The 20,520-nt window shown below is 67.0% G+C and carries 17 protein-coding genes; 14 read left to right on the forward strand and 3 right to left on the reverse strand.

Annotated features, from left to right (window positions below; genetic code table 11):
* The first annotated feature begins 73 nt into the window (after positions 1–73).
* From BM133_RS24435 to xylB, 10 genes are all read left to right on the forward strand, one after another.
* Positions 74–1,384, forward strand: coding sequence for an ABC transporter substrate-binding protein (locus BM133_RS24435; protein ID WP_093439620.1), 1,311 nt, complete (start codon positions 74–76; stop codon positions 1,382–1,384).
* 152 nt (positions 1,385–1,536) lie between these two features.
* Positions 1,537–2,394, forward strand: a complete 858-nt coding sequence (locus BM133_RS24440; RefSeq protein WP_093439622.1) for a carbohydrate ABC transporter permease — start codon at positions 1,537–1,539, stop codon at positions 2,392–2,394.
* 10 nt (positions 2,395–2,404) lie between these two features.
* A complete protein-coding gene (locus BM133_RS24445; RefSeq protein ID WP_013539656.1) occupies positions 2,405–3,229 on the forward strand; it encodes a carbohydrate ABC transporter permease in 825 nt (274 codons plus the stop codon).
* Positions 3,230–3,247: 18 nt separating this feature from the next.
* A complete protein-coding gene (locus BM133_RS24450; RefSeq protein ID WP_093439625.1) occupies positions 3,248–4,288 on the forward strand; it encodes an ABC transporter ATP-binding protein in 1,041 nt (346 codons plus the stop codon).
* An 85-nt stretch (positions 4,289–4,373) separates the two neighbouring features.
* Positions 4,374–5,753 carry a D-arabinitol 4-dehydrogenase gene (dalD, locus tag BM133_RS24455; RefSeq protein ID WP_093439626.1) on the forward strand — a complete coding sequence of 460 codons (1,380 nt, stop codon included), beginning with the start codon at positions 4,374–4,376 and terminating at the stop codon, positions 5,751–5,753.
* Positions 5,750–6,538 (forward strand): L-iditol 2-dehydrogenase, encoded by a 789-nt coding sequence (locus BM133_RS24460; RefSeq protein ID WP_093439629.1) that lies wholly within the window; start codon positions 5,750–5,752, stop codon positions 6,536–6,538. The genes dalD and BM133_RS24460 overlap by 4 nt, the downstream gene beginning before the upstream one ends.
* A 108-nt stretch (positions 6,539–6,646) precedes the next feature.
* Positions 6,647–7,318 carry a transaldolase family protein gene (locus BM133_RS24465; RefSeq protein WP_093439631.1) on the forward strand — a complete coding sequence of 224 codons (672 nt, stop codon included), beginning with the start codon at positions 6,647–6,649 and terminating at the stop codon, positions 7,316–7,318.
* A gap of 19 nt (positions 7,319–7,337) precedes the next feature.
* Complete coding sequence (locus BM133_RS24470) at positions 7,338–8,285, forward strand: carbohydrate kinase family protein (protein ID WP_093439634.1); 948 nt, start codon at positions 7,338–7,340, stop codon at positions 8,283–8,285.
* Positions 8,286–8,316: 31 nt separating this feature from the next.
* Complete coding sequence (locus BM133_RS24475) at positions 8,317–9,276, forward strand: AraC family transcriptional regulator (protein ID WP_093439636.1); 960 nt, start codon at positions 8,317–8,319, stop codon at positions 9,274–9,276.
* A gap of 23 nt (positions 9,277–9,299) precedes the next feature.
* Positions 9,300–10,778, forward strand: coding sequence for a xylulokinase (gene xylB, locus BM133_RS24480; RefSeq protein WP_093439640.1), 1,479 nt, complete (start codon positions 9,300–9,302; stop codon positions 10,776–10,778).
* A 71-nt stretch (positions 10,779–10,849) separates the two neighbouring features.
* Here xylB and groL read toward each other — a convergent pair whose 3' ends face one another.
* The 3 genes from groL to BM133_RS24495 form a co-directional block, all read right to left on the reverse strand.
* A complete protein-coding gene (groL, locus tag BM133_RS24485; RefSeq protein WP_093125515.1) occupies positions 10,850–12,502 on the reverse strand; it encodes a chaperonin GroEL in 1,653 nt (550 codons plus the stop codon).
* Between the two features lie 52 nt (positions 12,503–12,554).
* Positions 12,555–12,845, reverse strand: coding sequence for a co-chaperone GroES (gene groES, locus BM133_RS24490; RefSeq protein ID WP_042579050.1), 291 nt, complete (start codon positions 12,843–12,845; stop codon positions 12,555–12,557).
* Positions 12,846–13,020: 175 nt separating this feature from the next.
* Complete coding sequence (locus tag BM133_RS24495) at positions 13,021–14,610, reverse strand: phospholipase D family protein (protein ID WP_093439641.1); 1,590 nt, start codon at positions 14,608–14,610, stop codon at positions 13,021–13,023.
* A 173-nt stretch (positions 14,611–14,783) separates the two neighbouring features.
* Here BM133_RS24495 and BM133_RS24500 point away from each other — a divergent pair, with 173 nt between their 5' ends.
* The 4 genes from BM133_RS24500 (at position 14,784) to BM133_RS24515 (ending at position 20,514) form a co-directional block, all read left to right on the forward strand.
* A complete protein-coding gene (locus tag BM133_RS24500) occupies positions 14,784–16,880 on the forward strand; it encodes a TonB-dependent siderophore receptor (RefSeq protein ID WP_093439644.1) in 2,097 nt (698 codons plus the stop codon).
* Between the two features lie 33 nt (positions 16,881–16,913).
* Positions 16,914–18,113 (forward strand): PepSY-associated TM helix domain-containing protein, encoded by a 1,200-nt coding sequence (locus BM133_RS24505; RefSeq protein ID WP_093439646.1) that lies wholly within the window; start codon positions 16,914–16,916, stop codon positions 18,111–18,113.
* Complete coding sequence (locus tag BM133_RS24510; RefSeq protein ID WP_093439649.1) at positions 18,110–18,310, forward strand: hypothetical protein; 201 nt, start codon at positions 18,110–18,112, stop codon at positions 18,308–18,310. The genes BM133_RS24505 and BM133_RS24510 overlap by 4 nt, the downstream gene beginning before the upstream one ends.
* A 71-nt stretch (positions 18,311–18,381) precedes the next feature.
* Positions 18,382–20,514, forward strand: a complete 2,133-nt coding sequence (locus BM133_RS24515; RefSeq protein WP_093439651.1) for a TonB-dependent receptor — start codon at positions 18,382–18,384, stop codon at positions 20,512–20,514.
* Positions 20,515–20,520: the final 6 nt, after the last annotated feature.

Here is a 20,520-nt window from a genome sequence, read left to right on the forward strand (position 1 = left end):
TTGAGTTTCTCCAGAATCCCCCCACGGCGACCCGACAGGCACAACAGGGCGTCGCTCACCTCTAGGAGACAACATGAAGCGTTTTCTGAAAGCGGGCCTCGTCCTCGCACTTCTCGGCACGGGGCTCGTGTCCCAGGCCGCCACCGAACTCGTGATCGCGACCGTGAACAACGGCCACATGATCGAGATGCAGAAGCTCACGCCCTTCTTCGAGAAAGCCAACCCCGACATCAAGCTCAAGTGGGTCACGCTGGAAGAAGGCACGCTGCGCCAGCGCGTGACCACCGACATCGCCACCAAGGGCGGCCAGTTCGACGTGATGACCATCGGCCTGTACGAAGCGCCGATCTGGTCGAAGAAGGGCTGGCTGCAGCCCATCGCCACCGATGCCGCCTATGACGCGGACGACCTGCTGCCCGCCATTCGCGCGGGCCTCTCGTACGAAGGCAAGCTCTACGCGGCCCCCTTCTACGGCGAGAGCTCGATGCTCATGTACCGCAAGGACCTGGCCGACAAGGTCGGCTTCAAGATGCCCGAGCAGCCCACCTGGGCGCAGGTGAAGGAACTGGCCGGCAAGATCCACGACCCCAAGGCCGGCGTCTACGGCATGTGCCTGCGCGGCAAGCCGGGCTGGGGCGACAACATGGCCTTCCTCACCACGATGGTCAACACCAACGGCGGCCAGTGGTTCGACATGCAGTGGAAGCCGCAGATCGACACCAAGCCCTGGAAGGACGCGATCACCTTCTACGTCGACCTGATGAAGGCCTACGGCCCGCCGGGCGCCTCGGCCAACAGCTTCAACGAGAACCTCGCGCTGTTCAACGAAGGCAAGTGCGGCATGTGGGTGGACGCGACCATCGCGGCATCTTTCGTCAGCGATCCGAAGCAGTCGAAAGTGGCCGACAAGGTCGCGTTCGCACAGGCCCCCATCGCCGTGACGCCCAAGGGCGCGAACTGGCTGTGGACCTGGAACCTGGCGATTCCCTCCAGCTCGACCAAGGGCGCCGCCGCGCAGACCTTCGTGAAGTGGGCGACCTCCAAGGAGTACGTGAACCTCGTCGCCAAGGAAGCCGGATGGGGCGCGGTGCCCACCGGCACGCGCAAGTCGACCTACGCGAACCCCGAGTTCCAGAAGGTGGCCAAGTTCGCTGCCGCCGAGAAGAAGGCCATCGACAGCGCCAACCTGAGCGACAGCACGCTGCCCAAGTCGCCTTACGTCGGCGTTCAGTACGCGGCCATTCCCGAGTTCCAGGCCATCGGCACCGGCGTGGGCCAGCAGATGAGCGCGGCGCTGTCGGGCAAGGTCACGGTCGACCAGGCGCTGAAGACCTCGCAGACGCTGGCCGAGCGCGAGATCAAGAAGTCGGGTCAGTACAAGTAAGCCTGGGCTTTACACCCTCCCTTCCGGGGGAGGGTAGGGGTGGGGGCGCGCGGCGCATCGATTGCCGCGGAGTTCGTGTTCGATCAGGGAGCCCCCATCCCCGCCTTCCCCCCAGGGGGAAGGAGCCAGAGACAACAAGAAGGGACCTCCTCATGAAAAGACTCCTGCCCCGGGCCCTCATGGCGCCCGCCGTGCTCACGCTCTTCCTCTGGATGATCGTGCCGCTCCTGATGACGTTGTACTTCTCCTTCGTGAACTACAACCTCATGCAGCCAGGCGAACGCACGTTCGCGGGGCTGGAGAACTTTCACTACTTCGTCACCGACCCGGACTTCTGGCCCGCGACGTGGAACACGCTGCTGCTGATCGGCAGCGTCATCGTCATCACGGTGGTGTTCGGGGTGCTGCTCGCGCTCCTGGTGAACGAGCCCTTCCCGGGCCGCGGCATCGTCCGGGTGCTGCTCATCTCCCCGTTCTTCGTCATGCCCGCGGTCAACGCGCTGCTGTGGAAGCACATGATGATGAACCCCATCTACGGCGTGCTCGCCGACGTGTGGCGCTTCTTCGGCGCGCAGCCCGTCGACTGGCTCACCGACGTGCCGCTGCTCTCGGTGATCATCATGGTGGCCTGGCAGTGGCTGCCCTTCGCGTGCCTGATCTTCATCACCTCGCTGCAGTCGCTGGACCGCGAGCAGATGGAAGCCGCGCGCATGGACGGGGCGAGTTCGTTCCAGCGCTTTTTCTATCTCACCATTCCGCACCTGGGCCGCCCGATGGCGGTGGTGATCATGATCGAGATGATCTTCCTGCTCAGCGTGTTCGCAGAGATCGCCATCACCACCAATGGCGGCCCGGGCAACGAGAGCACGAACATGACCTACCTCATCTTCAAGCAGTCGCTGATGAATTTCGACGTGGGCGTGGCCTCCGCCGGTGCGCTGTTCGCGGTGGTGCTGGCCAACATCGTGGCGGTGTTCCTCATCCGCATCATCGGCAAGAACCTGGATTGAAGGAACGACCATGCAACCCAGCAATTTCCTTCCGCAACTCTTGCGCACCGTCGGTGCGTGGGCCGTGGCGCTGCTCCTGTTCTTTCCGCTCGGCTGGCTGTTCCTCACGGCCTTCAAGACGGAGCTGCAGGCGATCCACGTGCCGCCGCTTTTCATCTTCGAACCCACGCTGGACAACTTCGGCGAAGTGCAGCGCCGCAGCGACTACCTGCTGTACGCGCGCAACTCGCTCATCACCAGCCTGGGCTCGACCATCCTGGGCCTCCTGATCGCGGCGCCGGCCGCGTACTCGATGGCCTTTTTCCGCACGAAGAAGACGCGCGACATCCTGATGTGGATGCTCTCCACCAAGATGATGCCGGCCGTGGGTGCGCTGGTGCCGATCTACGTGCTCGCGCAGACCGCGGGCATGCTGGACTCGCTCACCGCGCTCACCATCGTGTTCACGCTGTCGAACCTGCCGATCATGGTGTGGATGCTCTACAGCGCCTACAAGGACATTCCGAACGAGATCCTGGAAGCCGCGCGCATGGACGGCGCGAGCCTGTGGACCGAGTTCCGCCATGTCGTGATGCCGTTGTCGGTCGGCGGGCTCGCATCGACCGGGCTCCTGTGCCTGGTGCTGAGCTGGAACGAGGCCTTCTGGGCGCTGAACCTCACCTCCGCCAAGGCCGGCACGCTGGCGACGCTGATCGCCTCGTACTCCAGCCCCGAGGGCCTGTTCTGGGCCAAGTTGTCGGCCGCCTCGCTGATGGCCATCGCGCCCATCGTCGTGTTCGGCTGGTTCAGCCAGAAGCAACTGGTGCAGGGCCTGACCTTCGGCGCCGTCAAGTAAAGAAAAGGGAGACATCTCATGGCCTACCTCGAACTCAAGAACATCAAGAAGAGCTTTGGTGACGTCAACATCATCAAGGGCGTCGACCTCGAAATCCGCAAGGGCGAGTTCATCGTCTTCGTCGGGCCCTCGGGCTGCGGCAAGTCGACGCTGCTGCGCCTGATCGCGGGGCTCGAACCCATCACCAGCGGCAACCTGCTGCTCGACGGCAAGGACATCACCTGGACGCCTTCGGGCAAGCGAGATCTCGCGATGGTGTTCCAGAGCTATGCGCTCTATCCGCACATGAGCGTGTACGACAACATGTCCTTCGCGCTCAAGCTCGCGGGCGTGGCCAAGGAAGAGATCAGGACGAAGGTCGAGCACGCGGCCAAGACCTTGAACCTCACGCAGTACCTGGACCGCACGCCCAAGGACCTGTCGGGCGGCCAGCGCCAGCGCGTGGCCATCGGCCGCGCGATCGTGCGCGCGCCGAAGGTGTTCCTGTTCGACGAGCCGCTGTCGAACCTCGATGCGGCGCTGCGCGGCAACACGCGCGTGGAGATCCACAAGCTGCACCGTGCGCTCGGCGCGACCACGATCTACGTGACGCACGACCAGGTCGAGGCCATGACGCTGGCCGACCGCGTGGTGGTGCTGAAAGACGGGCTGATCGAGCAGGTCGGCACGCCCCTGGAGCTGTACGACCACCCGGCCAACCAGTTCGTCGCGCAGTTCATCGGCATGCCGTCGATGAACATGGTGTCGGCGAGTGCGATCCCGAGTTTCTCTGCAGCCACCGGCGGACGCCTGCCGAACGACGGCTTCCTGGGCGTGCGCCCCGAGGGCCTGCGCGTGCATCCGAAGCAGGGCGCGCCGGTGTCGGACGTGGTGGGCCGGGTCGAGCTGATCGAAGCGCTCGGCGCGGACACGCTGATCCACGTCGATGTGGGCGGCGTGCCGCTCATCGCGCGGCAGAACGACCGCACGCCGCTGCAGGCGGGCGACGACGTGGCGGTCGAGCTCGACCCCAGCGTGCTGCATCTCTTCAACCGCGAAGGCCGTTCGGTCTCCGCTTGATTCCTCCTTCTCTTTCCGGACATTTCCCGTGACTCTCGCAGCAGCGTCTACCGCGCACACACCACCGGCTCCTTCGGAGTTCACGGTGCTTCACCTGGGCCTGGGTTCGTTCCATCGCGCCCACCAGGCCGTCTACCTGCAGCGGCTGATCGAGACGGGCGACACCCGCTGGTCGCTGTCGGGCGCCAACATCCGGCCCGACATGGCCGAGATCGTCGCGGCCCTGCAGGCGCAAGGCGGCCGCTACACGCTGGAGACCGTGTCACCTGCGGGCGAGTACCGCTACGAGCAGATCGATGCCATCCGCGAGGTGCTGCCCTGCGAGCCTTCGCTGGCCGCAGTGATCGCGCGCGGCGCGGCGCCGTCCACGCGCATCGTCTCCTTCACCGTGACCGAGGCGGGCTACTACCTCGATGCGAAGGACAACAAGCTGGACCTGTCGTTCGCCGACCTGGCCGCGGACATCGAACGCGCGCGGCGCGGTGAAGCGGGAGAGACGATCTACGGCGCGGTGTGCGCGATCCTGCGCGCGCGCAAGGCGGCGGGCGCCGGCCCGGTCACGCTCCTGAACTGCGACAACCTGCGCCACAACGGCGACCGCTTCCATGGCGGCTTGCTGGAGTTCATCGAGCGCGCGGGCGATGCCGACCTGCTGGCCTGGACCGTGGCCAATACCCGCTGCCCGAACGCGATGGTCGACCGCATCACGCCGCGGCCGCCGCCCGAGCTGCGCGCGCGCGTGCTCGCCGCGACGGGCCGCGACGATGCCGCGCCGATCACGGGCGAGAGCTTCATCCAGTGGGTCATCGAGGACAACTTCATCGCCGGGCGGCCTGACTGGGGGCGCGTGGGCGTGGAACTGGTCGCGTCGGTGCAGCCGTATGAGGAAGCCAAGATCCGCATCCTCAACGCGACCCACAGCTGCATCGCCTGGGCCGGCACGCTGATCGGGCTGGAGTTCATCCACGAAGGCACGCACGATGCGGCCATCCGCAAGATGGCCCACGACTACGTGACCGACGACGTGATCCCGTGCCTGAGCCCCAGCCCCATCGACCTGGCGGCCTACCGCGACGTGGTGCTCGACCGCTTCGGCAACCCCGCGATCCGCGATACCAACCAGCGCGTGGCGGCGGACGGCTTCTCCAAGATCCCCGGCTTCATCGCGCCGACCGTGCGCGAGCGCCTGGCCGCGGGGCAGGGCATCGACAGCGTGGCGATGCTGCCGGCGCTGTTCCTCGCCTTCCTGCAGCGCTGGCACCGCGGGGCGCTGCCCTACGCCTACCAGGACCAGGGCATGGACGAGGCGGTGGCGCACGCGATCTGCGATGCGGCCGATCCGGTGGCGGCGCTGTGCGCCGACGCGGGCCTGTGGGGCGATCTTGCGGGCGATGCACGGCTGGTCGAGGCCGTGCGCAAGGCCTGCGCGCGCGTGGTGCGCTTCGTCGAAGGCGACGTGAGATGAGCGGCCGGCTGCAAGACCGCCATGTGCTGCTGACCGGTGCGGGCGGCGGCATCGGTCTTGCGGTGGCCGAGGCCTGCATCGCCGAGGGTGCGCGCTGCAGCGCGATCGATCGTTCGGGCAACGCGCCCGACGCAGTGCGCGCGGTGCAGCAGCGGCACCCCGACCGCCTTGTCTATATCGCGGCCGACGTCACGCGCACGCAAGACATTCAACGCTTGCTGGCCGAGGCGATTGCCGCGTTCGGCCCCGTCCACACGCTCTTCAACAACGCGGCCGTGTTCGATCTCGCCCCGCTGCTCGAGAGCGACGAGGCCTCGTTCGACAAGCTCTTCGCCGTCAACGTGAAGGGCATGTTCTTCGTGATGCAGGCGGTGCTGCGGCATATGGTGGAGGCCGGCACGCAGGGCGCGTCGGTCATTAACATGGCCTCGCAGGCGGGGCGCCGCGGCGAGGCGCTGGTGTCGCACTACTGCGCGACCAAGGCGGCCGTCATCAGCTACACGCAGAGCGCGGCGCTCGCCATGGCGCCGCACGGCATCCGCGTCAACGGCATTGCGCCGGGCGTGGTCGATACGCCGATGTGGGACCATGTCGACAGCCTGTTCGCGAAGGCGGAAGGGCTCGCGCCCGGCGAGAAGAAGCGGCGCGTGGGGCTCGAAGTGCCATTGGGCCGCATGGGTGTGCCCAGCGACGTCGCGGGCGCCGCAGTTTTTCTCGCCAGCGACGAGGCGCGCTACATCACGGCGCAGACGCTGAATGTCGATGGCGGCAACGTCATGAGCTGAGCTGAGCTGAGATGCGCTGGATAAGAAAGTATCGGCAAGCGCCCCTTTTGCGCGGTGAATCGCGCCCGGCTCGGTGAGAAGATCAGTTTCCTTTGCAGCATGCGGTCCATGAACGAAGATTTCCATCTCTACCTCGACAGCGCCGACCTCGCCGAACTGCGGACCTGCCTGCCGCATCCGGTGGTCCACGGCGTGACGACCAACCCGACGCTGCTCAAGCGCGCGGGTGTCGCTCGCGGCGAGGTGCCCGGCCTGCTCAGGCGCTGCCTCGACCTGGGCGCGCGGCAGGTACAGGCGCAGGTGTATTCGAGCGATGTCGACGGCATGCTCGAAGACGCGCGGGCGCTGCTCTCGCACTTCGACCGCGGCCAGCTGGTCGTGAAGATTCCCGCCACGCGCCAGGGCTTCGATGCCGGCGCGCGGCTCATTGCCGAGGGCGTGCCCGTGACGTGGACGGCCGTGTACGCACCCGAGCAGGCGCACTTCGCGGCGCAGCTGGGCGGGGCCTATGCGGCGCCGTATCTGGGCCGGCTCGAAGACGCCGGTGTCGACGGACTGGGGCTGATCGCACAGATGCAGTCGCTGGTCGCGCAGCGGCCTTCGCCCCGCACGCGCCTCCTGGTGGCGAGCATCCGGTCGCGCGAGGCCTACCTGTCGCTGCTCGCGCTGGGCGTGGGCGCCATCACGATCCCTCCGCGCCTTTTTGCCGAACTGCTGGACCATCCGGCCACGCTGGCCGCCGAGCGCGGCTTCCTGGCCGATGCCGGCGAGCTGAGCTGACCCACACGACTCAAGAACCATGCGAATTGCACTCACGGGCGAAGCCCTGATCGATTTCACCGCCAGCCAGGCGGGGACCCTGGCATTCCTCGGCCACGAGGGCGGCTCGCCGCTCAACACGGCCGTGGCCTGCGCGCGCCTGGGGGTGCACACGGGGTTTTTCACGCAGCTGTCCACCGACCTGTTCGGCGAACGGCTGATGGGCTTCCTGGCAGGCAACGGCGTGGACACCAGCTTCATCCTGCGCAGCAACGCGCCTTCGACGCTGGCCTTCGTCGAACGCACGCCGGAGACCAACCGCTATGCGTTCTACACGCGCGGCAGCGCCGATGCGACGTGGTCGCCCGAGCCGCTGCCGCAGCTGCCGGCGGACTGCCGCTTCCTGCACTTCGGTTCGATCTCGCTGCTGCAGGAGCCGGCGGCAACGCGCATCGCCGACCTCATCACCGCGAACGCCGGGCGCTGCGTGATCGTGTTCGACCCCAACGTGCGGCCCAGCCTGATCCCGGACATGGCCGCGTTCCGCAACCGCGTGACGAACTGGCTCGCGATGGCAGACCTGGTCAAGCTCAGCGACGAAGACGCCGAGCTGCTCGCCCCCGGCCAGCCGGTCGATGCACTGGCCGCCGACTGCCTGAAGGCGGGCGCGCGCGCCGTGATCGTCACGCGGGGCGGCGCGGGTGCCACGCTCTGGCGCACGGGGCGCGAGCCGCTGGCCGTGGCCGCGCCGCGCATCACCGTGGTCGACACCATCGGCGCGGGCGACACCTTCACGGCAGGGCTTTCGGTGTCGCTGCTCGCGCACGGCGTGGAGCACCCGGCCGAGCTCGGCGAACTCGGCGACGAGGCCTGGACCGAAGTGATGCGCTTCGCTGCCACTGCCGCTGCCCTGAACTGCACCCGCGAGGGCGCGGACCCACCCACGCTGGAAGCCGTTCACAACGCGCTCGCCCAGGCCGACAATTGAGGGCGCCTACAGGTTTCGCCTTTCTGCCGCCATGACGACGTCCACACGCAAACGTTCGGTCCCCCGTCAGCGCCAACCCGAGCTGGAGCGCGACTTTGCGCGCTCGCCCTCGCTGGGCTACGAGGCGCCCGAAGAAACCGGCCTGGTGCGCTGCCTGGCGCACGGCTTTCCGAGCCCGCTGGTGCGCTGGCACTTCCATGAAGACTACGAACTGCACCTGATCACCGAGACCTCGGGCAAGGCCTTCATCGGCGACTGGATCGGGCCGTTCCAGCCCGGGCACCTGGTGCTCTGCGGGCCGCGGCTGCCTCACAACTGGATCTCGCTCGATGTGCCCGAAGGCGGTGCCGCGGGGCGCGACCGGGTGATCCAGTTCCGCCACGAGCCCATCGAACGGGCGGCCGCCGAGATCCCCGAGCTGCGCGAAGTGATGCAGTTGCTGGAGCGCGCGCGCCACGGCATCGAGTTCTTCGGCATGTCGCAGCAGGCGCAGACGCACTGGGACAACATCAAGGCAGCGCGCGGCGTGCGCCGACTCGGCCTGTTCCTCGAGTTCATGGCCGACCTGGCGCAATGCACCGACTACCGGCTGCTCTCGAGCGTGCAGATGCAGGGCGCGCAGGGCAGCGACGGCGATGCGCAGGTCGACCAGATCAACGAGGTCGTCAACCGCATCACCAACAACATGGCCGAGCCGATCGCGATGTCGGACGTGGCGGCCGAGCTGGGCATGAGCGAGAGCCGCTTCAGCCGCTTCTTCCGGCGCTCCACCGGCAACAGCTTCACCGACTTCGTCAACCGCGTGCGCATCAACAGCGCCTGCCACCTGCTGATGCAGACCGATCACTATGTGACCGACATCTGCTATCAGGTCGGCTTCAACAACGTGGCGAATTTCAATCGGCGCTTTCTGGAGATCAAGGGCATGACGCCCAGCGAATTCCGGCGCCAGGCCGACACCCGTTTCGGCTCGGGCATTTCTTCTTCGTAGTCAGAAAAAGCAGGGAGTTCATCTTGTATCTGGGACTCGACCTCGGCACGTCCGAGCTCAAGGCGCTGTTGCTCGCCGAGGATCACCGCATCGTCGGCGTGGCGCGCGCGGCACTCACGGTCGATCGGCCGCAACCGCTCTGGTCGGAGCAGGCGCCCAGCCAGTGGTGGCAGGCGCTCGAAGAGGTCATGGCACAGCTTCTGGACTCGCATCCAGAAGCGCTGGCTGCCGTGCGCGCCATTGGCCTGTCGGGCCAGATGCACGGCGCGACGCTGCTCGATGCGGCGGGCGAGGTGTTGCGTCCTGCCATTCTCTGGAACGACGGGCGCAGCGGCGTGCAGTGCGAGGAACTCACGCGCGCCGTGCCGCGCCTGGGCGAGATCGCGGGCAACCTCGCGATGCCAGGCTTCACCGCGCCCAAGCTGCTGTGGGTGCGCGAGCACGAGCCTGAAATATTCAAGCGCACGGCACGCGTGCTGTTGCCCAAGGACTGGCTGCGCTTCATGCTCAGCGGCGAGGCCGTCAGCGAGATGTCGGATGCGGCCGGCACGCTGTGGCTCGACGTGGGCGCGCGCGACTGGTCCGACGAGCTGCTCGCGGCCACGGGTCTGACGCGCGATCACATGCCGCGGCTGGTCGAGGGCAGCGAGGTGTCGGCGAAGCTCAAGCCCGAGCTGGCGGCGCGTTGGGGCGTGGGCAGTGGTGCCGTGCGTGCCGTGCTCATCGCCGGTGGCGCGGGCGACAACGCGGCGAGCGCGGTCGGCATGGGGCTGGTCGAGCCGGGGCAGGGCTTCGTGTCGCTCGGCACGTCGGGCGTGGTGTTCGTCTCGACCGATCGCTTTCTTCCGAACCCCGCGCAGGCGATGCATGCCTTCTGCCACGCACTGCCCAAGCGCTGGCACCAGATGTCGGTGATGCTCTCGGCCGCGAGCGCGGTGAGCTGGGCCGCGAAGACATTCAGGTTCGCCGACGAGGCTGCGCTGCTCGAAGCGGCGGCATCGGTCGCGCTCGCGGACCGGGCGCGCTGCCCGCTGTTCCTACCGTACCTGTCGGGCGAGCGCTCGCCGCACAACAACCCGAATGCGCAGGGCGCGCTGTTCGGCCTGACGCATGCGCACGGTCCCGCGGAAATCGCCTATGCCGTGGTGGAAGGGGTGAGCTTCGGATTGCGCGATGGCTTCGACACCCTGCGCCTGCCGGCCGACATGCCGCTGCGCGAAGTCGCCCTGGTGGGCGGCGGTGCGCGCAGCATCTGGTGGGGCCAGTTGCTAGCCGACATCTTCCAGGTGCCGCTCACGCTCTATGCGGGCAGCGAGACGGGCGGCGCGCTCGGCGCGGCGCGGCTTGCATGGCTGGCCGATGGCGGTGCGGTGGCCGAGGTGTGCGCGCTGCCGCCGGTCAGGCAGAAGCTGACGCCTTCGTCCGAAGGGATCGATGGGCACAAGACGCGGCACGCACGCTTCCAGGTGCTGTACATGGCGTTGCGCGACCAGTTCCGCTGAACCGCACGCGCAATGAAAAAGGGCCGCTTGCGCGGCCCTTTTTGTTTTGGTGAGCAGTGCTCAGCCGGGCATTACATGCCCATGCCGCCCATGCCACCCATGCCGCCCATATCGGGCATGCCGCCGCCAGCGCCGGACTCGTCCTTGGGTGCATCAGCAACCATGGCTTCGGTCGTCAGCAGCAGCGAGGACACCGATGCGGCGTTCTGCAGTGCGGTGCGGGTGACCTTCGTCGGGTCCAGGATGCCCAGCTCGAGCATGTCGCCGTACGTGTCGTTCGCAGCGTTGAAGCCGTAGTTGCCCGAACCGGCCAACACAGCGTTCACCACCACCGAGGCTTCGCCGCCGGCGTTGTTCACGATTTCGCGCAGGGGCGCTTCGATGGCCTTGAGCACCAGCTTGATGCCGGCTTCTTGATCGGCGTTGTCGCCCTTGACCGAGTCGCCCACAGCTTGCTTGGCACGCAGCAGAGCCACGCCGCCGCCAGCCACGACGCCTTCTTCCACTGCAGCGCGGGTGGCGTGCAGTGCGTCTTCGACGCGGGCCTTCTTTTCCTTCATTTCGACTTCGGTGGCAGCGCCGACCTTGATCACTGCAACGCCGCCGGCCAGCTTGGCCACGCGCTCTTGCAGCTTTTCACGGTCGTAGTCGCTGGTCGCTTCTTCGATCTGAACGCGCACTTGCTTCACGCGGGCTTCGATGTCACCAGCAGCGCCGGCGCCGTCGATGATGATCGTGTTTTCCTTGCCCACTTCGATGCGCTTGGCTTGGCCCAGGTCGGCCAGCGTCACCTTTTCGAGCGTCAGGCCCACTTCTTCAGCGATGACCTTGCCGCCCGTGAGGATGGCGATGTCTTCGAGCATGGCCTTGCGGCGGTCGCCGAAGCCAGGCGCCTTGACAGCCACGACCTTCAGGATGCCGCGGATCGTGTTCACGACCAGGGTCGCCAGGGCTTCGCCTTCGACTTCTTCGGCAATGATCAGCAGGGGACGGCCAGCCTTGGCGACTTGCTCCAGCACCGGCAGCAGGTCACGGATGTTGCTGATCTTCTTGTCGAACAGCAGCACGAAGGGGTTGTCCAACAGCGCCGATTGCTTCTCGGGGTTGTTGATGAAGTAGGGCGACAGGTAGCCGCGGTCGAACTGCATGCCTTCGACGACGTCCAGTTCGCTGTCCAGCGACTTGCCGTCTTCCACGGTGATCACGCCTTCCTTGCCGACCTTGTCCATCGCGTCAGCGATGAGCTTGCCGATGGTTTCGTCGCTGTTGGCCGAGATGGAGCCGACTTGCGCGATTTCCTTGGAGGTGGTGGTGGGCTTGGAAGCCTTCTTCAGCTCGGCGACCAGGGCCGTGACAGCCTTGTCGATGCCGCGCTTCAGGTCCATCGGGTTCATGCCGGCAGCCACCAGCTTGAAACCTTCGCGAACGATGGCTTGTGCCAGCACGGTCGCGGTGGTGGTGCCGTCACCGGCGTTGTCCGAAGTCTTGGAAGCCACTTCCTTCACGAGCTGGGCGCCCATGTTCTGCAGCTTGTCCTTGAGTTCGATTTCCTTGGCGACCGACACACCGTCCTTGGTGACGGTGGGGGCGCCGAACGAGCGTTCGAGCACCACGTTGCGGCCCTTGGGGCCCAGGGTCACTTTGACTGCGTTGGCCAGGATGTTGACACCCTCGACCATGCGTGCGCGGGCTTCTCCGCCGAAGACTACGTCTTTTGCTGCCATGATGAATTAACTCCGAATGGATTGGATTTGAATGGATCGAAAGGGAGAAGACTTACTTCTCGACGACTGCGAACAGGTCGTCTTCCTTCATCACGAGCAGTTCGTCGCCGTCGACCTTGACGGTCTGGCCGCTGTACTTGCCGAACAGGACGCGGTCGCCGACCTTGACGGTCAGTGCGGTCAGTTCGCCCTTGTCGGTGCGCTTGCCCGGGCCCACGGCCAGGACTTCACCCTGATCGGGCTTTTCGGCGGCTGCGTCGGGGATGACGATGCCAGAGGCGGTCTTGGTTTCGCTGTCGATACGCTTGACGATCACGCGATCGGCCAAAGGACGAAGTTTCATTGCATCTCCTGGATATGGATAAGAAACGGGTTTTGTGGTCGGGCGCCGGACCCGGAGGTTGGCGACCCATCGACTGGGTGCGAGGGCTCTCTGTTAGCACTCATCATCAGCGAGTGCTAATCATAAGGGCAATCGATGGCCTTTCAAGGCCCGGGGGTTGCCGGCGGCCGGTTGCTTACAACTGGTCCGTGGGCACGAACCACGAGAAAAGCAGCAATTGCAGCCGGGTCAGCATGCTCGAATCGGGCTCGCTGTCGAGCACCTCGTTGTTGACGTCGCCGGTGCCGATCCACTCTACGTTCTGGCCATCGGGCTTGAGCACCACGCGGTAAACGCCTTCGATGTCGTCCAGCTGGTAGGCGAAAAGCAGCGCCTGCGTCAGGTCGAAGCTGCGCACGCGCACGCCGAACTCGGTGTTCAGCCGGGCCGAGCGCGGGTCAAGGTTCATGGAGCCGAGCAGCACCCATTGGCGGTCGACCAGCGCCAGCTTGGCGTGCAGGCGGCCGCGCGCCTTCTTGAGCAGGTCGCGGAACTGGCCGCTGCGCTTGAGCTGCTGCGTGCTGACCTCGTACAGGTTCACGCCCAGCTTGAGCATGTCGACGCGGTAGCGGTTGTAGTTGATGTTGACCAGCGGCTCGTCGCTGTCGGCGAGCGAGTTGGTGATGACCGTGATATTGATTCCGTGCTCCCGCCCCATGCGGATGCGGGCCATGCCCTCGTCGCCCGGGATGAAGTAGGGCGAGATCACCACCACGTTCGACTGCGCGGTGGCCAGCATCTCGTGGAAGCGCTGCGCGAGCGATTCGGTCGGGTGCGCCATGACGCCCAGGGCCTTGTTGGGGCTGTCGGCCGTGGCATTCGCTTCCGCGCGCATCCACTTCGCCTCGTCGATGTTCGCAAGCTGCGCAGCCAGCGGCGGATCGCCCAGCAGGTCGGTGGCGGGCAGCGGGTCGGGTGGCGGGGCGTACGGCGAGGAGGTGTCGGCGTCGAATGCGGACTTCAGCTCGTCGGCCGTGCGGCTCGTGCCGGCGACCCGCTGCAGCGGGTAGACCACGTCGCTGTTCCAGTAGGTGTCGAAGATGGCTGCCGACTCCGGAACCACCGGGCCGGCCATGAGCACTTCGAAGTCGATGAAGTTCGCGCTCTCGCTGCGCAGGAAATACTCGTCGGCCAGGTTGCGGCCTCCGGCGATGGCCATGGCGCCATCGGCCACGAACAGCTTGTTGTGCATGCGGTGGTTGAGCCGCCGGAAGTCGCCGAAGAACTCCAGCCATCGCCCGGACGAGTGGTCGCGCATGTTCACGAACGGGTTGAAGAGCCGGACTTCGGCGTTGGGCTCGACGGCCAGGCCCAGCAGGAGGCGGTCCATGCCGGCCGTATAGAAGTCGTCGAGCAGCAGGCGCACGCGCACGCCGCGCCGCGCGGCATCGCGCAATTCGCGCAGCAGGAGCCGGCCGGTCTTGTCGTTGCCCAGCTGGTAGGTCTGCACGTCGAGCGAGGACTGGGCGCGCCGGATGAGTTCCAGCCGCGCGTCGAGTGCATAGGAAGCCTCGATCAGCGGCCGGAGGCTGGAGAGCCCGTCGGGCGGCGTGTTCAGGCGGATGGCCGCGCGGCCGAGCGCGGTGGCGGGGGAGGCCGCGATGGCCTGGGCCGGCGGCTCGGGCGTGCGCGGCGGGAGCCCGGCGCAGCCGGTCAGCACAAGCGCAATCAGCAGCAGGGCCGGGGCGCGCAGCGCAGGAAACAGAAGGGCAATGAGCTTGTGCATGAGGCCTGCAAGCACGGAAAAACGTGCCCGCGGCATCGTAGCCGCTCTGCTTCGGGCCGAGGACGCGAATTCGCAACGCAACTCCCTTCGCCGCGTTGGGGATTGGGCCGATTGAGACTTTGTGACTATTAAAATGAGAATAATTCTTAATTGACAATTGGAGTGGAGCAGGAATGAAGAGGACGTTGGTGCGGCGCAGGGCCGCTTCGGTACTGGTGGGATGCATGGCGATCTCTGTGCAGCACCAGGTGTTGGCCCAGGACGCAGCCCAGAGTTCGCTGTCTGAAATACGGGTCGACGCGAACGCCGCCCCCGAAACCGCCACGACGCCCGTCATCGGCTACCGCGCGAAGAACGCCGTCACCGCCACCAAGACCGACACGCCGCTGTCCGAGACGCCCCAATCCGTGACCGTCGTGACGCGCGACCAGATCGTCGACCAGGGCGCGACCAACCTGCAGGACGCGCTCAACTACGCTGCCGGCGTGCGCTCCGATGCCTACGGCCTCGACTCCCGGACCGACTCGGTGCGCGTGCGCGGCGCCTATCCCGACATCTATCTGGACGGCCTGCGCCAAGCCTACGGCTACTACACCAGCACCACCCGCACCGAGCCCTACACGCTGGAGCGGCTCGAAGTGCTGCGCGGCCCCTCGGGCATGCTGTTTGGCGCGGGCACGGCCGCGGGCGTGGTCAACATGGTCAGCAAGCGGCCGCTGCAGGAGGCCCAGCGCGAAGTGGGTGTGCAGTTCGGCAGCTTCGGCCGCAGGCAGATCCAGGCCGACCTGACCGGCCCGCTCAACGCCGACGGCTCCCTGTCGTACCGGCTGATCGCCGTGGAGCGCAAGTCCGACACCCAGGTCGACTACGTGCCCGACGACCGCAGCCTGATCGCCCCTTCGCTCACCTGGCGGCCCAACGCGGCGACCTCGCTCACGCTGCAGGGCCTGTGGCAAAAAGACAAGAGCGGCAGCAGCTCGCAGTTCCTGCCCTGGGAGGGCACCTTGCTGCCGAACCCGAACGGACGCCTGCCGGGCAGCCGTTTCATCGGCGAGCCGGGCGATTTCTACAACAGCGAGCGCAAGACCTTCGGCTGGCTGTTCGAGCACAAGTTCAACGACAACTGGACCGTGCGGCAGAACTTCCGCTACGCGCAGAACGAAAACGCCAACCAGTACCACTATGGCGCCGCGTTCAGCGGGTTCGACAGCTGGTCCAGCGACCCGGTCTCCAAGCGCGTGCTGGGCCGCTACTTCGACAACCAGCTGACCCTCAACCGCACCCAGACGCTGGACAACCACGTCGAAGGCCATTTCCAGACGGGCGCCCTCAAGCACACGCTGCTGGTGGGCGCGGATTTCGCGCGCCAGCGCGAGAACGTCTGGAGCGGCACGACCGTCGACACCATCGACGTCTACGCGCCGGTCTACGGCCATCGCGACGTGCCCGACGCCGTCGCGCTGCCGCGCACCCGCCAGCGCCAGACCGGCCTGTACCTGCAGGACCAGATCAAGCTGGACAACTGGATCCTGGTGGCGGGCCTGCGCCACGACAAGGCTGTGTCCAGTGCCGCGGGCAGCGACGAGCAGAAGAGCAGCGCCACCACCAAGCGCTTGGGCCTGATGTACGCCTCGCCCTCGGGCTGGTCGCCCTACGTGAGCTACAGCGAGTCGTTCACGCCGCAGTCGCCGCGCCAGGGGCGCATCTTCACGCCGCTGCGCGGCGAGCAATGGGAAGTGGGCGTCAAGTACGAACCCAAGGACCGTGCCCTGGCCTTCAGTGCCGCGGTGTACGACCTGCGCGAGAAGAACCAGATCGTCGAGGAACAGCCGAACGTGTTCTCGCAGCGCGGCCTCACCAAGACCAAGGGCGTCGAGCTCGAAGCCAAGGGCTCGATCGGCCGCGACCTGGACCTGGTCGCCCACTACAACTACACCGACGCCGACGCGCAGATCGAGGGCCTGCCCAAGCACCAGGCCAGCGTCTGGGCGAAGTACAGGTTCTCCATCGGTGGCGTGAACGGCTTCTCGGCCGGCGCCGGCGTGCGCCTGATGAGCTCGTTCCGCGACACGCAGTTCGGCGTCGGCCCGCGCGTGCCGGGCATCGCGCTGGCAGACCTCGTGTTCGCCTATGACACCGCCAACTGGCGCTACGCGCTCAACATCAACAACGTGACGGACAAGGTGTACTTCAGCACCTGCCTGTCGCGCGGCGACTGCTGGTACGGCTCGCGCCGCAACGTCGTCGCGAGCGCCACCTACCGCTTCTAAACTGCGCCTTCAACCAAACAGAGCCACGACGACATGAACAGCCGAAAGATCAAGACCTGGGCCTGGGTGCACAAGTGGAGCAGCCTCGTGTGCACGGTGTTCATGCTGCTCCTGTGCATCACCGGGCTGCCGCTGATCTTCCACCACGAGATCGGCCACCTGCTGGGCACCGAGGTCGAGGCGCCCAAGATGCCGGCCAACACGCCGCGCATCAGCCTGGACAAGGTGCTGGAGATCGCCAAGGCCAAGCACCCCGACCGCGTGGTGCAGTTCGCCTCGCAGCCCGAGGACGACGACGGCCTGTGGTTCGTCACGCTCACGCCCACGCCCGAGCCCACCGACGACTTCAAGTCGGTCGCGGTCGATGCGCGCACCGGCGTCGTGCTGGCCCAGCCCAAGTTCGACGAGGGCTTCATGTACGTGATGTTCAAGCTGCACGTGGACCTGTTCGCGGGGCTGGCGGGCAAGCTCTTCCTGGGCTTCATGGGCCTCTTGCTGCTGGTGGCCATCGTCTCGGGCGTGGTGCTGTATTCGCCCTTCATGCGCAAGCTGGACTTCGGCACCGTGCGGCGCGAGAAGCGCCCGCGCCTGAAGTGGCTCGACCTGCACAACCTGCTGGGCGTGGTCACGCTGGTGTGGCTGTTCGTGGTGGGTTCCACCGGCATGATCAACACGTGGGCCGATCTGGTCATCAAGTACTGGCAGTACGACCAGCTCAGCGCGCTGCTCACGCCCTACAAGAACGAGCCGATCGTGCCCGCGGCCGAACGCGGCTCGGTGCAGCGGTCGATGGACGAGGCCATGCAGCGCACGCCCGGCATGAAGCTGTCGTTCATCGCGTTCCCCGGCACCTCGTTCTCCAGCCCGCACCACAACACCTTCTTCATGCGCGGCAACGAGCCCTTCACCTCCAAGCTCCTGCAGCCGGTGCTGGTCGACGCCAAGACCGCGGAAGTGACGGCGGCGCCGAAGATGCCCTGGTACCTCACGGCGCTCCTGGTGTCGCAGCCGCTGCACTTCGGCGACTACGGCGGCATGCCGATGCAGATCCTCTGGGCGTTGCTGGACATCGCCACCATCATCGTGCTGGGCAGCGGGCTCTACCTCTGGCTCAAGCGCGGCAACACCGTGCCGGCCAAGGCGAGCTCGACCGCGCCTGCCACGGAGCGCGCGCCACCCACGGCATCGGGCCCGCAGCCCGACCCGGCACCGGCCATGAAGGTGCAGGCATGACGGCGCACCACAAGACGCCGCACCAGTCCTTCCGGCGCATGTGGGGCTGGCCGATCGCGCTCGGCGTGCTGACGGCCATCGGACTGATCTCGGCGCTGTTCAGCGACGGTGGGTTCGGCGACATGCTGGCCTGGGTCGCGCTCGGCATCCCGGTCGTCGTGTGCGGCTGGTACGGCTGGCGACGACAGGCGAGATAGCCGAGGTCCCCTCGCCCTCGTCGGGTTCCCGCTAGGCGAGGGCATCGGCGCACCAACGCAGAATCGGTGCGATGAACGCTGCATCCGCCACCGCCGTCCTTCTGCTGATGCTGGGCATTCCGTTCGCCGTGCAGGCGCAGCAGGAGCCGCCGATCCAGGCGGCGACGGGCCGACTGCCCGACATCACGGTCTCCACGCCGCGCGGGCAGGTCGCGCCGTTCAACGTGCCCGGCTCGGTCGACCGGGTCGACGGCAACGAGATGCGCGAGGGCCGCCTGCAGGTGAACCTCTCCGAAAGCCTGGTCGCGGTGCCGGGGCTGCAGGTGCAGAACCGGCTGAACTACGCGCAGGACCTGCAGCTGTCGATCCGCGGCTTCGGGGCGCGCTCGACGTTCGGCGTGCGCGGGGTGCGGCTCTATGTCGACGGCATTCCGGCCACGCTGCCCGACGGGCAGGGGCAGACGTCGAACATCGACATCGGCTCGGTCGATCGCGTCGAGATCTTGCGCGGGCCGTTCTCAGCGCTCTACGGCAACTCGTCGGGCGGGGTGCTGCAGGCCTTCACTGCATCGGGGGAGGGCGCGCCGCGCCTTTCGTCTTCCGCGGCCGGCGGCAGCTTCGGCACCTGGCGGCAGTCGCTGCAGTCGAGCGGGTCGCAGGGCGCTGTGGACTACCTGCTGGGCGCGAGCCGCTTCCACACCGACGGCTGGCGCGAGCACAGCGCCGCGCGGCGCGACATTGCCAACGGCAAGCTGGGCATTGCGCTGGACAACGGCGACAAGCTCACGCTCGTGCTCAACAGCGTGCGCATCGACGCGCAGGACCCGTTGGGCCTGACCGCCGACCAGTACGCGCTGGCCCCCCGCAACGCGCCGCTCGCCACGCAGTACGACACGCGCAAGACGGTTGAGCAGACGCAGGTGGGCCTGCTCTACGAGCGGCGCATCGACGCGACGCAGGGGCTGCGCCTCATGGTCTACGGCGGCGAGCGCAAGACCACGCAGTACCAGTCGATCCCGCCCTCGGCGCAGCAGAACCCGTTGCACGCGGGCGGCGTGATCGATCTCTCGCGGCAGTACGGTGGCGTCGATGCGCGCTGGACCGCCGCGCTGCAACTGGCCGGCCGGCCACTCGACGTGGTGGCGGGCCTCGCCTACGACAGCCTGCGCGAACGCCGCCGCGGCTACGAAAACTACCTGGGCAGCGTCGCGAACCCGGTGCTGGGCGTGCAGGGGCGCCTTCGCCGCAGCGAGCGCAACGAGGTGTGGAACCTGGACCCCTACGCGCAGGCCACCTGGCGCTTCACCGACCGCTGGACGCTCGAGGCCGGCGTGCGCCGCAGCAGCGTGCACTTCGCCTCGAACGACCGCTACATCGTGGGCGCGAACCGCGACGACAGCGGCACCGCGCGCTACGGCAAGACGCTGCCCGTAGCTTCGCTGCGCTACCAGGCCACGCCGGATCTGGCGCTCTATGCTTCCATCGGACGAGGGTTCGAGACGCCGACGCTCAACGAGCTCTCGTACCGCTCGGGCGGCGCGAGCGGCCTCAACTTCGCGTTGCGGCCGTCGGTGAACGACAGCATCGAGCTGGGCGCCAAGGCGCGGCTCGCGGGCGGACTGCTGACGGCCGCGCTGTTCCAGACTCGCACGCGCGACGAGATCGTGACCGACACCAACGTGGGCGGCCGCGCCACCTTCCAGAACGCAGGGCGCACGCGGCGCAACGGCTTCGAGCTGGGTTGGCAGCACGAGACGGCGAACCACTGGCGCACGCAACTGGCCTACACCTGGCTCGATGCGACGTACCGCGATGCCTTCTGCTCGCCGTCGCCCTGCGCCGCGGCCAACACGGTGGCCGGCGGCAACCGCATTCCGGGCATCGCGCGGCAGTCGCTGTTCGCGTCGCTGGGCTGGGTGCCGCCCGAGGGCTGGCGCGCCGGCGTCGAGATGCGTGCGCTCGGGCGCATCCAGGCGAACGACGTCAACACGGCGAGCGCGCCGGGCTATGCCGTCGCGGCGCTGTATGCGGGCTATCTGAAGAAATGGGAGCGTTGGGAATTCAACGCCTTCGCGCGTGTCGACAACCTGTTCGACCGGCGCTACATGGGCTCGGTCATCGTCAACGAGGGCAATGCGCGCTATTACGAACCTGCGCCGGGCCGTAACTGGACGGTGGGCCTCGGCGGTGCGTACCGCTTCTGACGACCC

The organism is Variovorax sp. 770b2 (assembly GCF_900115685.1).
Taxonomy (GTDB): domain Bacteria; phylum Pseudomonadota; class Gammaproteobacteria; order Burkholderiales; family Burkholderiaceae_C; genus Variovorax.

Excerpts from the sequence above, each read along its gene's own strand:
- BM133_RS24435 (WP_093439620.1), top strand. The coding sequence starts at position 74 with ATGAAGCGTTTTCTGAAAGCGGGCCTCGTCCTCGCACTTCTCGGCACG.
- BM133_RS24440 (WP_093439622.1), top strand. The coding sequence starts at position 1,537 with ATGAAAAGACTCCTGCCCCGGGCCCTCATGGCGCCCGCCGTGCTCACG.
- BM133_RS24445 (WP_013539656.1), top strand. The coding sequence starts at position 2,405 with ATGCAACCCAGCAATTTCCTTCCGCAACTCTTGCGCACCGTCGGTGCG.
- BM133_RS24450 (WP_093439625.1), top strand. The coding sequence starts at position 3,248 with ATGGCCTACCTCGAACTCAAGAACATCAAGAAGAGCTTTGGTGACGTC.
- BM133_RS24460 (WP_093439629.1), top strand. The coding sequence starts at position 5,750 with ATGAGCGGCCGGCTGCAAGACCGCCATGTGCTGCTGACCGGTGCGGGC.
- BM133_RS24465 (WP_093439631.1), top strand. The coding sequence starts at position 6,647 with ATGAACGAAGATTTCCATCTCTACCTCGACAGCGCCGACCTCGCCGAA.
- BM133_RS24470 (WP_093439634.1), top strand. The coding sequence starts at position 7,338 with ATGCGAATTGCACTCACGGGCGAAGCCCTGATCGATTTCACCGCCAGC.
- BM133_RS24475 (WP_093439636.1), top strand. The coding sequence starts at position 8,317 with ATGACGACGTCCACACGCAAACGTTCGGTCCCCCGTCAGCGCCAACCC.
- groL (WP_093125515.1), bottom strand. The coding sequence starts at position 12,502 with ATGGCAGCAAAAGACGTAGTCTTCGGCGGAGAAGCCCGCGCACGCATG.
- groES (WP_042579050.1), bottom strand. The coding sequence starts at position 12,845 with ATGAAACTTCGTCCTTTGGCCGATCGCGTGATCGTCAAGCGTATCGAC.
- BM133_RS24495 (WP_093439641.1), bottom strand. The coding sequence starts at position 14,610 with ATGCACAAGCTCATTGCCCTTCTGTTTCCTGCGCTGCGCGCCCCGGCC.
- BM133_RS24500 (WP_093439644.1), top strand. The coding sequence starts at position 14,784 with ATGAAGAGGACGTTGGTGCGGCGCAGGGCCGCTTCGGTACTGGTGGGA.
- BM133_RS24505 (WP_093439646.1), top strand. The coding sequence starts at position 16,914 with ATGAACAGCCGAAAGATCAAGACCTGGGCCTGGGTGCACAAGTGGAGC.
- BM133_RS24510 (WP_093439649.1), top strand. The coding sequence starts at position 18,110 with ATGACGGCGCACCACAAGACGCCGCACCAGTCCTTCCGGCGCATGTGG.
- BM133_RS24515 (WP_093439651.1), top strand. The coding sequence starts at position 18,382 with ATGAACGCTGCATCCGCCACCGCCGTCCTTCTGCTGATGCTGGGCATT.